This is a genomic window from Haloplanus sp. C73 (assembly GCF_051195115.1).
In the GTDB taxonomy this organism is placed as follows: Archaea; Halobacteriota; Halobacteria; order Halobacteriales; family Haloferacaceae; genus Haloplanus.
On the sequence record NZ_JBNTJZ010000003.1, the window covers coordinates 15,167 to 28,284 of the forward strand.

Sequence of the window (13,118 nt, forward strand, 5' to 3'; positions counted from 1 at the left end):
TGACATGGTTATACTGCGTCCTCGAGTTCCAGCCGTGGTCGAATGCCGAGTGCAATCATCTCGTCGAGGAGGAGCTTGAACGCGTAGCTCACCTCGAGTTCGTGGATATCGTCCTCGTCACCGGTGACGGGGTCGTACACACGCCGCTGTTCCGTGTCCTCGACGGCGACCATCCCCGTCTCGGCGCTGATGTACACGCTCTCGCGGTCCGAGGAGTCGAGCAGACGCTCTTTGAGCGCCATCGCCGCCCCGTGACCGATGAGCACCTCACGCTCCATCTCACCCACGCGGAGCCCACCCTCGCGGGCGCGCCCCTCCGTGGGCTGGCGAGTGAGCACCTGCACCGGCCCGCGGGAGCGGGCGTGCAGCTTGTTGCTCACCATGTGGTAGAGCTTGTGGTAGAAGATGGTCCCGACGAAAATCTCGGCTTCAATCTTCTCGCCGGTCACACCGGAGTACATGACCTCCTTCCCGGAGGACTCGAAGCCGTGTTCTTCGAGCGCACCCCGGAGTTCGTCCTCGTCCTCGCCCTGGAAGGCCGTCCCGTCGACGCGCCGGCCCTCAAGGGAGCCGACCTTGCCGCCGAGCATCTCCAGCACGTGGCCGACCGTCATCCGCGACGGGAGGGCGTGTGGGTTCAGCACCAGGTCCGGCACGACGCCTTCCTGCGTGAACGGCATGTCCTCCTGCGGTGCGAGGTGGCCGACGACGCCCTTCTGACCGTGGCGGGACGCGAACTTGTCCCCGAGTTCGGGGATTCGCTCGTCGCGTACGCTCACCTTCGAGAGCTTCGACCCGTCCTCGCCCTCCATGAGCGTGACCGTGTCGACGACGCCGTCCTCGCCCGAGCGCATCGTGACGCTCGTCTCGCGGCGCTTCTGGGGGCTGAGTCCGCCCATGTCGTCCGGCTCCTCCAAGAATCGGGGCGGACTCGTCTTGCCCAGCAGGACCGAGTTCTCGTCGACCTGCGTCTCGGGATTGACGAGGCCGTCCTCGTCCAGATGCGTGTACGCGTCCTCACCGCGCGCGCCGCGCACGTCCTGACTCGGCACCTCGAATCGGTCCTCCTGTCCGCCGGGGTAGCGACGCTCCTCGCCCTCGTAGGTGCGGAAGAAGTGCGAGCGGGCGAGCGCGCGGTCGACCGACCCCTTGTTCATGACGAGTGCGTCCTCGATGTTGAACCCCTCGTAGGACATGACGGCGACGACGAAGTTCTGTGCCGCCGGGCGCTCGTCGAACCCAATCTGCTCCGTGGTCTGGGTCTTGACCATCGCCAGCTGGGGGTAATGCATCAGGTGCTGGCGGGTGTCGGGTCGAATCCGATAGTTCGCCGCCGGCAGGCCGAGCGACTGCTTCATCATCCCCGCGCCCATCGTAATCCGGGGCGAGGCGTTGTGTTCGGGGTACGGAATCATCCCGGCGCCGATGCCGAAGATGAGCTGCGGGTCGATTTCGAGGTGGGTGTGTCGCTCGTTGAGTTCGTCCTCGTCGACGGCGACGTAGATGTCTTCCTCCTCCTCGGCGTCGATAAATTCGATGTAGCCGCGTTCGACGAGCTGTTCGAACTCGAGGTCGTCCTCGTTGACGGCCTCGATTTCCTCGTCCGAGAGGAGCGGCTCGCCGTCCTCGACGACGATGAGCGGCCGACGGGCGCGTCCCGCGTCCGCGTTGATGATGACCTCTCGGGTGCGGTCCTTGACGGAGACGTTGACCATGTCGCTGACGTCGCCGCGTCGTCGCGCTTCTCGAATTTGATCTGCGAGCTGTTCGGGGTCGGGGTGCGTTCCGACCAAACTGCCGTTGACGTATACTTTCGCCTCGCGTGCCTGAGCCATGTTAATCTGCCATCGAGTCGACGCCTTCGATTCCGGGGATGCCCTCGACCCCCATCGACGCCAGTTCGCGTTTGAGTCCCTGTTCGTCTTCGACGTTCTGGGAGAGCTCCATCGCCTGCGCGAAGTTCTTCACCAGCCCACAGTTCGGCCCCTCCGGCGTTTCGGAGGGACAGATGCGACCCCACTGGGTCGCGTGCAGGTCGCGTGCCTCGAAGTGCGGCTGCGAGCGCGAGAGCGGCGACCGGAGCCGTCGCAGGTGCGAAAGCACGCCCATGTAGTCCGTTCGGTCGACCAGCTGCGAGACGCCCGAGCGCCCACCGACCCAGTTGCCCGTCGCGATTGGGTGTTCGAGGCGCTCGGTCAGCACGTCCGAGCGAACGACGGTGTTGACCGTCAGCTGCCGGTTGCGCATGTTCGCGCGTTCGAGCTGGTACTTCACGTCACGGGCCAACTTGTTCAGGGCCGTCCGGAACAGGTCACGCATCAGGTCGCCGCTGACCTTCAGACGCTTGTTCGCGTAGTGGTCCTTGTCGTCGGCCTCGCGCCGGTCGAGCGCGAGTTCGAAACACGCCTCGGCCATCCGGCAGAGGTAGTACGCCTTGTTGATGCGGACCTCCTCCTCCTCGACGCCCTCCTCGTGGAGGTGGGGGAGCAGGTAGCGGTCGATGACGTAGTTGGCGCGTTTCAGCTGGTAGTTCTTGCCCTGCCCGCCGGCGACGCGCTTGCCGAGGGTTTCGATGGCCTCCTCCTCGCTCTGGACTTCGGCCATCTCCAAGTTCTCCAGCATGAACTTCACAATCTCGGGGTCGTCGCTGACGCGGTGGACGATTTCCTCGTCGGACTCCAGCCCGAGCGCCCGGACCAGCGTCACGAAGTCGACGCTCCCCGAAACGGAGGGGAACGAGACTTCGAGAATCCCCTCGCGGTTGCGCTCACAGAGAACGAGTGCGCGGTAGCCGCGGCGCTGACTGAAGGTCTTGGCGACCTGAATCTCGTCGCCGTACTTCGTGTCGTACTCCGCGAGAATCTTGTTCGGGGCGAGGTCCTCGCTCGTCATCAGCACTCGCTCGGAGCCGTTGACGATGAAGTAGCCACCGGGGTCGACGGGGTCCTCACCGATGTCGATGAGTTCCTCGCGGGTCAGGTCCGCGATGTTACACCGCTCGGACCCGACCATGATGGGCATCCGCCCGACCTTCGTCTCGGTGGAGTCGACGACGACTTCCTCCTCTTCCTCGCCGCCGCGGACGATGGCCATCTCCATGAACACCGGCGCGGCGTAGGTGATGTTTCGCAGGCGCGCTTCCTGCGGGTAGAGGAGTTCCTCGCTCCCGTCGGCCTCGCGAACGCGCGGGGTTTCGACGCGAACGTCGCCGAGTTCGACGAACACCGGCTCCTGCCCCTCCTTGTCGCCGATGTCCGTCTCGATGCGCTCCTTCTCGTCGACGACTTCCTGCATCCCCCGGTCGAGGAAGGCGTTGAACGAGCGGAAGTGGTGTTCGGCCAGTCGTTCCTGCGAGAAATACTCCCGTGAAATCGTACGTCGGCTCTCTCGGTTCATTCGACCACCAGTCGGTATACGGTTGCTTGGTCAGTGGTGCGAGAGTCGCGAACTATCTCGACGACGTCGCCGACTTCGGCCTCGTCGGGCAACGCCGGGTCGCTCAGCGTTATCTTCGGTAAATTGGTTTTGCTCACGTTGTACTCCGCGAGTACCTCGTCGACGCGCTCAGGGTCGTCGAGGACTGTGTGCTCCGGAACCAGCTTGTGTTGGCTTACGTCTACCATGGGTGAGTGGGTGGAGAAGTTATCACGAGATACTACGGCGCCATTGTCAGCCCGCGTATTTAACGTTTTCTAAAGAAGCGTGACGCAAGGCTATTCGGCCTGCCGGCAGGCGCCGACAAGCCACGCTCGGGACGTGTTGTCATGGCTTCTCCCACTACAAAGCCGTTTCGGCGGCGTGGCGCGATACCGCATCCCACGCCGCCTCCATATGGCAAGTCTTATTTCCAAGTCCCCGTTCTGTGTGAATGCGAAGGCCCGGATGGTGTAGTGGCCCATCATACGACCCTGTCACGGTCGTGACGCGGGTTCAAATCCCGCTCCGGGCGTCTTTCTGCCGACGCCGACTACGAACGAGGAGCGTAGCGACGAGTGAGTACCGGCGTCGGCGAATGCGCCACAGCGGCGATTTGAACCAGAGAGCGAACGCAGTGAGCGACCGTAGTTCAAATCCCGCTCCGTACTCCGTCGCTTCGAGCCGTCTAACGGACATTACTCCCCACCACTAACAACATATCAATTAGACTGGAAAAATTAAGTATATGTCTGTCCATGCATCGCGTATGTGGCTCGGGACACCGCTGGGGACGGACGGGGACATCTCGCTGCGCGACCCGACGAGGGACCTCTCCGAATCGGTGGAGTTCGAACCGGCAGCGCCGCTGTCCATCCGGTTGCGTGGGCTGAACGTCACGACGCGACACGACGTCGACCTGCCGTACGTGGACGGAAACGACCTCATCGTAGTGACGAAGACGCGGTTCGGGAGCGAGCCACCGGTCCGGCGTCTCCACGACCTCAGACGCGAAGTCGAACCCGGCTGGAAGAGCGACTTTCTCTACGACGTACTCCTGTCGATTCGGGATTTCAGCGACAAACGACTGACTGTGGAGGTACAGGTGTACGACGTCGACGGCGTTCCGCAGTGGCTCGTCGACCGCGTGGGCGAACTCGCCCCGCTGACCGAAATCGTCCTGCCGGCGCTCGCGCCCGCCGCCGAACTCCCGAACATGAGCGGGGAGAAACTGTTACAACTCGTCGACAACGTCGACGACCACGACCCAATCATCGACCAGCAGATTACGCTCGAAACGGACGCGCGCGACGACCGCCAGCCCCAACTCCAACCGTGCTATCTCGTCTGTTTCGGCGATTCTGGGCCGGACGAGGAGTGCAGACTCGAAGAAGATAGACGCGTCTACACCGCCGACGGAACGCCGTACGACGGGAACTACGCGGTCCTCGAACTCGAACGGGAGCAGTACGAAACGCGAGAGCGGGAACTGGGTCAGAAGGCCGCCAAACTCATGACGGAACTGAACGGTAAGGGCCAGTCCGACGAGAAAGCGGCCGTGGATTTCCTCATGGAGACGATGGCGTCGTACGAGAACTACTCGAAACTGCAACGCGCGAAAGAACTGCAGGCCAAAGACGACCGCACGCAGGCCGAGCAGAACCTGCTCGAAGACCTGCGGTCGAACGACGAGATTGACCGGCTGTTGTGAGCGGCGTCTCGAATCCGGCTAACTCATGACCGCCCGCGAGCGCACACGCGGTACTGGGTTCCGAGGAAATTATTGCCGGTGTTCGAGAGCGCCGGAATCTGTCGGAGACAGGACATATTGGCAGTTCGTGACCGATACTGAACGTTATCAGCTGTAACGAGGAACCGGAGAACGACCCAGTATTGCCCGTTTCTTGCGGATTATACGCGTCTCCGGGCTAGCAGGGCGTATGCACGAGTCGCTGTCGCGCCGCGCGTATCTGGCGGGAGCAGGGTCGACTGCAACGCTGGGTCTTGCCGGCTGTCTGGGCGATGGCGGGGACACCCTCTCTGTCGCGTACATGCCCATCTTCCCCGACCTCCAGTATTTCGTCATGGAGTCGGAGGGGTATCTGGAGAATATCGACGCGACAATCGAGGGCCGGGAGTTCACCGACGGGCCGGCAATCGTTCAGGCGTTCGGCGGCGGCGAAATCGACGTGGCGATGTTCGGCATCGTCCCCTCGATGATAGTCATCGACCGCGGGATTCCGGCGAAGGTGACCGCCGCGAACATCAAGGAGCCGATGGCCATCATGGCCCACGAGGACCTGCAGGCGATGTGGGAGGAGCACGGCGCCGACGCCTTCAGCGTCTGGCGCGAGGAGAAGGGCCAGCGGTTCCGCTTCGGAACGTTCCCACAGGGGTCGGTGCCCGACGTCCTCCTCCGCTACTGGCTCGAACAGGAGGGCGTCGACACCTCGACGGTCGACATCGTCGAAATCAGCGGCGCGAACGCCGTCTGGCAGGCCATCGCGAACGGCGAAGTCGACGGCGCGTCCATCATGGAGCCGGTGCCGACGCGGGCCGCACAGGCCGACGTCCCGATTGGGACGTTCCGCACCGCGGGCGAAATCATGCCCGGCCAGCCGGCGGCGGTGACGCTGATGCGTGACGAGGTGCGCGAGTCCCCCCTCGCCGGCCAGTTCCTCGAACAGCACGTCCGCGCAACGGAGTTCATCTCGAACCAGCCCGAAGCGACCGCCGACATCGTCGAATCCGGCATCGGAATGGCAGCGGACCAAGCGCTCTCGGCGCTCCGAGGTCCGCTCTCGAACTTCGTGACGGACCCGCGCGAAATCGAGAACGGCACCGAGATATTCTCGCGCTTCGCCGCCGAGAACGGCCAGATAGACGAACAGCTGACGCTGGACCAGATATTCGACTACAGCGTCTACGAGAGCCTATAGATGGCCGTCGACGTCTCCGAACAGGTCGACCGGGAGGAGCGACCGACGAGCATCACCGATATCGACACCCAGCGCCTCCGTCGGGGGCTGGCCGGCGTCGTCGGCTTCCTCCTCCTCTGGATGGGGGCTTCGCTCACCCAGCCCGCGTACGTCCTGCCGTCGCCGCTCGCCGTCGCCGAGACGTTCTACGCGCAGGCGGCGAGCGGCGAGATGTTCGTCGCGCTCGGAAACAGCATCCTACACTGGATTCCGGGGGCCGTGTTCGGGACGGGCCTCGGTATCGCCGCCGGCGTCGCGCTCGCGTGGAGCCCGTATCTCGACGACGTCACGTCGCCGGTGGTCCGTGTCCTGCGTCCGGTGCCGCCGCTTGCGCTCATCGGCTTCGCCATCGCGTGGTTCGGCATCAACCACGCCGGCGCGGCGTTCATCATCGCCGTCGGCGCGTTCTGGATAAACTTCTACGCCACCTACGGGGGCGTCGAGGGCGTCTCCGAGGACCTCCTCGACGTGGCGCGGAGCCTCGGCGTGAACCGCGATATCGAACTCGTTCGGACGGTCGTCGTCCCGGCGTCGCTCCCCGAAATCACGACGGGTATCCGCACCGGTATCGGCCGGTGCTGGATGCTCGTCGTCGCGTCGGAGCTCTTCGGCGTCGCCGGCATCGGCCGACGCATCCTCCGTGCGTCGAACAACCTGCAGGTCGACGTGGTCATCACCTACATCCTCGTGTTGAGCCTAATGTATCTCGTCGTCGACGTGGCGTTCCGCGCGCTTCAGCGGCGGGCGCTGGTGTGGCGATGACTGAACCACGGGTTCGCGTCGACGACGTGAGCAAGCGCTTCGAGGGACGGAACGGCCCGGTGACGGCGCTCGACGGCGTCTCGTTCGAGGTCAGCGACGGCGAGTTCGTCTGTCTCGTCGGCCCCTCCGGCTGTGGGAAGACGACGCTCTTTCGCATCATCGCGGGGCTGGAACCCGCAACCAGCGGCGCCGTCTACCTCGACGGCGACAAGGTGGAAGGACCGGGGCCGGACCTCGGGCTGGTGTTTCAGGAGTACCACCTGTTCCCTTGGCGCACCGTCGCAGGCAACGTCGCCTTCGGGCTGGAGCGACAGGACGTCAGCGCGAGCGAACGCGAGGACCGGGTCCAACACCTGCTCGACTTAGTGGGGCTGGAGGGGTTCGCCGACACATACCCGCGGGACCTCTCGGGCGGCATGAAACAGCGGGTGGCGCTGGCGCGCGCGCTCGCTGTCGACCCCGGCTTGCTCCTGATGGACGAGCCGTTCGGCGCCGTCGACGCCCAGACCAAGAAGATGCTCCAGTCCGAACTCCTCGACATCTGGCAGGAGACGGGGAAGACGATTCTGTTCGTCACTCACGACGTCGAGGAGGCGGTCAAACTCGCCGACCGAGTCATCGTCATGGCGAAGGAACCGGGTCGTATCCACGAAATCGTCGACGTGGACATCGAACGGCCGCGCAGCCGGGCCGACGAGGCTTTCGGCACCTACTACCAGCGAATTCTCGACCTCATCGAGAGCTGACGGCTCGATACGCGGCCGTCACGGTTCGGAGCGCGAGCCGTAGTCGCCGTGCGTGGTCGACACCGTCCGCGAATCGGGGCGCGCGGCGTTCAACAGGGCGACGTACACGCGCGGACGCCGCTGGAGCCAACCCAACTGAACCGCGACGTGGCCCGCGACGAACGCCGCGAGCAGGACCCAGTGGACGGGCGTCATCGCGACGGGCGTGTGGACGGCCGGCACGGCGTGCATCAGTCCCGAGATGGCGTTGTACATCAGGGCGTAGATGGCGAGTGCGGGGACGGTAGCGACGACGACGCCGACGAGACGGGCCGGAGGCGACAGCGAGTCGGTACGGAGGAGTTCGACCGCCGCCTGAAAGACAGCGAGCGTGACGACGACGGTGAGGAAAACACCCGTCTCGGAGGCGTCGAACCCCTTGCCGGTGAGCGTCGCGAAGACGGCGCCGCCGGCGACGGCCGCCGCGAGCGCGACGACTATCGACGCGGGAGAGGTGTCGTGCCCCCCTTTCTTCGGCGGTTTCTTCGTCACCTGTCCGCCGGTCGAGAGAAAGAGATACGCCTTGTAGAAGCCGTGGACGATGAGGTGCGTGACGGCGGCGGCGAAGAACCCGAGGCCACACTGGAGAATCATGAACCCCATCTGGGCCACCGTCGAACAGCCGAGCCGGCCCTTGTACGTCGGCTGGACGAGCATCATCGCCTGCGCGAGGAGGGCGCTGACCGCCCCGACGACGGTTATCACGAGTAGCAGGTCACGCTGTGGGGCAAACAGGGGTGCGAACCGCGTCAGGAGGACGCCGCCCGCGTTGACGAAGCCGGCGTGCATCAGCGCCGAGGAGGGCGTCGGCGCGGTCATCGAGGAGAGGAGCCACCGATGGAAGGGAAGGAGCGCGGACTGGACGAGTGCGGCGAGAAGAATCAGGCCGGCCGCCAGCAGTATCGGGGGCCGCGAGAGCGACGCGAGTCCGTCGAGGACGCCCGTGATGGTCAAGGCGTTCGTCAGGACTGCGAGGAGGGAAACGCCCGCGGTCAGTAACGCACTGCCGACGAGGAAGTAGGCTCGCGAGAGACGACTCGCCGCCTGCGCCTCGTCCCATCCGGGAACGTGTCCAATCAGGTCGGCCATCACGAGGCCCATCGCCGTCCACGCGGCCAGAAACAGCACCACGTTGTCGGCGGCGGGCATCGTCAGGACGGCCAGCGTGAACGCCGCGACGCCGGCGAAAAAGCGATTCAGGTCTCGATTCGCCGCCATGTAGCGACGAGCGAAACTCTGGACGATGCCGCTGAAGAACGTGACCGCGACCCACATGACGAGCGTCAGCCCGTCGATGCGGAGCAATCTTCCCGCCGGTAGGCCGACGTCGAACCAGACGGTGGCGGCGACCACGGCGAGCGAGAGCACGAACGCCGCCCACGTCGCGTACGTCGAGATGGCCGGAATACGGCTCGTTCCCCGTAGTTCTCGCATTTTGTTCACCAATATCGGGAATTGGGATAACGATTCCGTATACACAACCCGGTAATAGTATAATTCCTAAAACACCGGTCGCGGTCGCATCGCGTGTGAACGGCGGCGATAGGTGTTGTACGACCGTCGACTACCAAATATATTGCGTTTAACTATTTTAGGAATATTCCCTATTTGAGTTCGTACGTAGAAAGATGTTTAAATTACCGCGACGAGTGTTCGACAAGTTCGACAGCAATGAGCGGATTTGACCCGGTCACGATTCGAGCCACTATCGACAGCGCGGCAGAGCGCATCGGCCGCGTGTGGCCGCTGTACTCCGACGTCGGCGCCAACCCGCTGTCCGGGTTCGAGGACCGGCCGTTCCCGGACGCCGTCGCGGAGGCCGAACGGCTGTTCGGCGGGCGTGGCTATCCGCAGCCGACGTGGTTCCGCGCGGCCTGGGAGTCGGGGCGCATCGACCCCGACGTTCTCGAATCCGTTCTCGAGGCCCACGGCGTCAGCGACTCGCCGGCGACCCTCCTCGACCGGATGGAGGCGTCGGCGTCCGACCGCTCGCGGTCGGCCGACAGCGAGACGCTCGACCGAATCGTCGCGAAGTGGCTGGCGGCCTTTCTCGACCAAGGGCAGGCGGCGTGTCCCGTCCCGAATCGCGAGGAGGGCCTGTACCGCGCTTGGCGGTCGGTGGCGCCGTACGACACCGAGATACCCGCGTCGTCGACACCGGTCGCGACGCAGTACCACGAGCGCCTCGACGACTTGCCCGAGACGGCGCCCGAAGCGGTGTACGCCGTCCTGAGCGACTACCCGACCGAGGACTGGGAGCGCATCTTCGAACACCATCTGGCCGCACTGCCCGGCTGGGTCGGGTTCATCAAGCAGCGCGCGCAGGCGAACAACAACCCGTGGCAGGAGGCCTGTCCCGCCACACTACTCGATTACATGGCGATTCGGCTGATTCTCGCGAAGCACATGGGGGAGCCAATCGACCCGGCAGACGAGGGCGACGCCGACCCGTCCACCGACTCGGACGACCCGCCGCTCGCCGAACTCTGGCTGACGGCGTGGGAGCGGAGTTTCCGGCAGGGCCTCGTCGACGACGTCCAACAGGACTTGGCGGCCGGCCGCGATACGAACCCGGAGACGCCCGACGCGCAACTCGTCTTCTGTATCGACACGCGGTCGGAGATTATCCGCCGCCACCTCGAACGGACTGGTCCCTACGAGACGTTCGGCTACGGCGGGTTCTTCGGCATCCCGCTGGAGTACGAGGGCTTCGAGTCGAAGACCCGGACCGACTCGTGTCCGGTGATGGTCGACCCGACACACCACATCACCGAGCGCCCCCGAACGGACGGTGGGGCGGCGACGGCGTACGACCGGTGGCAGCGACTCACCCGCGCAGGGACGAGCCTCATGAAATCGCTGAAAAACGATGTCGCCGCCGCCTTCGGCTTCGTCGAGGCGTCGGGGAGCCTCTTTGGTGCCGCGCTGACCTCGCGAACGCTCTCGCCGTCGGGAGTGCGCGCCCTCCGCGACCGGCTCAGCCCGCCGCGTCCCGAATCGTTCTGCGACCCCACAATCGACGCGGACGCCGACCACGACCACGCCGCCGACCTGCCGGTCGGGATGTCGACCGACCAGCGCGCGTTCTACGCCGAAGCCGCATTCGATTTGATGGGCTGGGAAGAGTTCGCACCGGTCGTCGTCTTCACCGGTCACCGGAGCGAGACGGTCAACAACCCCTACAAATCGAGCATCGACTGCGGCGCCTGCGCGGGTAGTCCGGGGACGCCGAACGCGCGCACGCTCGCCGCCATCTGCAACGACCCCGCGGTGCGGGCAGAGCTACGTGACCGCGGCATCGAGGTGCCCGAGGACACCGTGTTCCTCGCGGCGGAACACAACACCACGACGGACGACGTGGAGATTTTCGTGACCGAGGACCTCTCCGAGCGACAACGGGCCGTGGTCGACCGACTGCGAGATGACCTCGAAACCGCACAGACGGGCGCGGCCGCGGAACGTCTGGAGACGATGGACGTCGACGCCGCCGACAGCGTGGACGAGGCCGAGAAGCGGACCGCCGACTGGGCGGAGCCGCGGCCGGAACTCGGGCTCTCGGGCAACGCCGGTTTCGTCATCGGGCCGCGACGTCTGACCGACTCCATCGACCTCGACGGTCGGTCCTTTCTCCACTCCTACGACTGGGCGACCGACCCCGACGGCGACGCCCTCGAGAACATCATGACCGGCCCGCTGGTCGTCTGTCAGATGATAAACGCCCAGTACTACTTCTCGACCGTCGACAACGAGGTGTACGGGAGCGGGTCGAAGACGACCCACAACACCGTGGGTCACGTTGGCGTCGTCCAAGGCAACGGCGGCGACCTGCTCATGGGACTGCCCCTCCAGTCGCTGTTTTCGGACGACGGGCGCCCCTACCACGAGCCGCTCCGCCTCTCGGTCGTCGTCCACGCCCCCGTCGAGCAGGTGACCGAGATTCTCGTGGACAACGAGGACCTCGCGACCCTGTTCGACAACGGCTGGCTCTCGCTGACGGTGCTCGACCCCGAGCAGGGAAACGTCCCCTTCGAGTATCAGGGCGAGTTGGCGTGGGAGCCGTGGGCAGAGTCCGCAGAGGAGACGTCCGAGACGCCGGTCACGGCGGGCCGCTAATCGTCGACGCGCGGGTCGGCGCCGCCGTGAGTCGTCTCGCGCCGACGCACCTGCACGCCGTGGACCGACTCGGTGACGTCGTCGACGACGACGGCGCCCCCGGTGGCGGCGGGGAGGCGGTCCCGAAGCCGCCCCGAGAGATACGTCGGCGTCGCGCCCGCCAGCGCCTCCACGTCCGCGGCGGCGGTCAGGCGATGTGCGAGCAGGAGGTCCGATTGCGAGAGCGCCACCGACGACAGCGCGCCCGGTCGTTGGGTGGCCGCGACGAGAGAGACGCCGGGCGTCCGCCCGCGTGTCAACACCGTCTCCAGCGCCGGCGCGGCCACGCTGTCGAAGAAGACGTGTGCCTCGTCGAGGAGGAGCCACGGCAGACGTTCGGGGCGGCAGTCGACACAAACCTCGTACAGCCCCGCCGCGACGGCCCGAACCAGCGCCGCCGCGGCCCGGTCGTCAAACCCCGAGCAGTCGAGGACCGTCCCCGGCGTCGACAGGAGCGCCCGAGCGTCGAGGCCGTCGGGGTCGAAGACGCCCCACGATTCGGCGAGCGTGAGGTGGTTTCGTGCGGCACGCGACACGCCGTCGTCGACGGCCGCGGCGTCGACGTGGGCCGCCATCGCATCGAGCGTCGACGCCTCGCGGGCCGCCTCCCAGAGCAGCGCCCCCACGGCGTCGGTCGGTGAGAGTTCGAAGAGCGCCGGCCACGCCGCCGGCGGGAGCGTCGTCGCGGCGACGGTCGGCGCGTCCACGACGCACACGCCGTCGAGGTCGCCGAGCCCCGCGAACTCGCCCATCGGGTCGACGACGACCGGCGTGACCCCCGACGCACTCGCCGCCCCTTCGGCGACAACGCCCAGCGTGTTCGACTTGCCGTAGCCGCGCTTGCCGACCACGAGCGCCGCGTGCGGGCGATGCAGGTCGAGACCGACGGCCGAGCCGTCGCTTCCATCGGCGGCGCGATACGTGCCGAGGCGGACGGCGGGACCGGTCGCCGAGTCGGTGCGTCCGAGGACGTGCACGAGGTGTCGTGGCCCCGCTATCGCACGTAAACCTCCGCCCGGAGGTTCAA

10 protein-coding genes and 1 tRNA gene are annotated in these 13,118 nt (G+C 65.8%); 6 read left to right on the forward strand and 5 right to left on the reverse strand.

Annotation, left to right across the window (positions count from 1 at the left end; genetic code table 11):
* Positions 1–8: 8 nt before the first annotated feature.
* The 3 genes from rpoB to ACQUSQ_RS06545 are packed head-to-tail and all read right to left on the reverse strand — an operon-like array spanning position 9 to position 3,623.
* Complete coding sequence (gene rpoB / locus ACQUSQ_RS06535; protein WP_435067740.1) at positions 9–1,835, reverse strand: DNA-directed RNA polymerase subunit B; 1,827 nt, start codon at positions 1,833–1,835, stop codon at positions 9–11.
* 1 nt (position 1,836) lies between these two features.
* A complete protein-coding gene (locus ACQUSQ_RS06540; protein WP_435067741.1) occupies positions 1,837–3,396 on the reverse strand; it encodes a DNA-directed RNA polymerase subunit B'' in 1,560 nt (519 codons plus the stop codon).
* Complete coding sequence (locus ACQUSQ_RS06545) at positions 3,393–3,623, reverse strand: DNA-directed RNA polymerase subunit H (RefSeq protein WP_435067742.1); 231 nt, start codon at positions 3,621–3,623, stop codon at positions 3,393–3,395. The genes ACQUSQ_RS06540 and ACQUSQ_RS06545 overlap by 4 nt, the downstream gene beginning before the upstream one ends.
* 253 nt (positions 3,624–3,876) lie before the next feature.
* Between ACQUSQ_RS06545 and ACQUSQ_RS06550 the strand changes: the two genes are divergently transcribed.
* The 5 genes from ACQUSQ_RS06550 (at position 3,877) to ACQUSQ_RS06570 (ending at position 7,900) form a co-directional block, all read left to right on the forward strand.
* A tRNA-Asp gene (locus tag ACQUSQ_RS06550) sits at positions 3,877–3,949 on the forward strand.
* A gap of 234 nt (positions 3,950–4,183) precedes the next feature.
* Positions 4,184–5,125: a hypothetical protein gene (locus tag ACQUSQ_RS06555; protein ID WP_435067743.1), complete on the forward strand. Its 942-nt coding sequence runs from the start codon at positions 4,184–4,186 to the stop codon at positions 5,123–5,125.
* Between the two features lie 229 nt (positions 5,126–5,354).
* On the forward strand, positions 5,355–6,353 hold the full coding sequence (locus ACQUSQ_RS06560; RefSeq protein WP_435067744.1) for an ABC transporter substrate-binding protein: 999 nt from the start codon (positions 5,355–5,357) through the stop codon (positions 6,351–6,353).
* The gene (locus ACQUSQ_RS06565) at positions 6,354–7,154 is read left to right on the forward strand and encodes an ABC transporter permease (RefSeq protein WP_435067745.1); all 801 of its coding nucleotides are present in this window, start codon (positions 6,354–6,356) and stop codon (positions 7,152–7,154) included.
* The gene (locus ACQUSQ_RS06570; protein ID WP_435067746.1) at positions 7,151–7,900 is read left to right on the forward strand and encodes an ABC transporter ATP-binding protein; all 750 of its coding nucleotides are present in this window, start codon (positions 7,151–7,153) and stop codon (positions 7,898–7,900) included. The genes ACQUSQ_RS06565 and ACQUSQ_RS06570 overlap by 4 nt, the downstream gene beginning before the upstream one ends.
* An 18-nt stretch (positions 7,901–7,918) precedes the next feature.
* Here the strand turns inward: ACQUSQ_RS06570 and ACQUSQ_RS06575 are convergent, their stop codons facing one another.
* Entirely contained in the window at positions 7,919–9,373 is a 1,455-nt protein-coding gene (locus tag ACQUSQ_RS06575; RefSeq protein ID WP_435067747.1) for a proton-conducting transporter transmembrane domain-containing protein, read from the reverse strand.
* Between the two features lie 237 nt (positions 9,374–9,610).
* On the opposite strand from ACQUSQ_RS06575, the gene ACQUSQ_RS06580 reads away from it, so the two are divergent.
* The gene (locus ACQUSQ_RS06580) at positions 9,611–12,052 is read left to right on the forward strand and encodes a DUF2309 domain-containing protein (RefSeq protein ID WP_435067748.1); all 2,442 of its coding nucleotides are present in this window, start codon (positions 9,611–9,613) and stop codon (positions 12,050–12,052) included.
* Here the strand turns inward: ACQUSQ_RS06580 and ACQUSQ_RS06585 are convergent.
* Positions 12,049–13,068 carry an ATP-binding protein gene (locus ACQUSQ_RS06585; protein ID WP_435067749.1) on the reverse strand — a complete coding sequence of 340 codons (1,020 nt, stop codon included), beginning with the start codon at positions 13,066–13,068 and terminating at the stop codon, positions 12,049–12,051. The two genes, ACQUSQ_RS06580 and ACQUSQ_RS06585, sit on opposite strands and share 4 nt — an antisense overlap.
* Positions 13,069–13,118 lie beyond the last annotated feature (50 nt).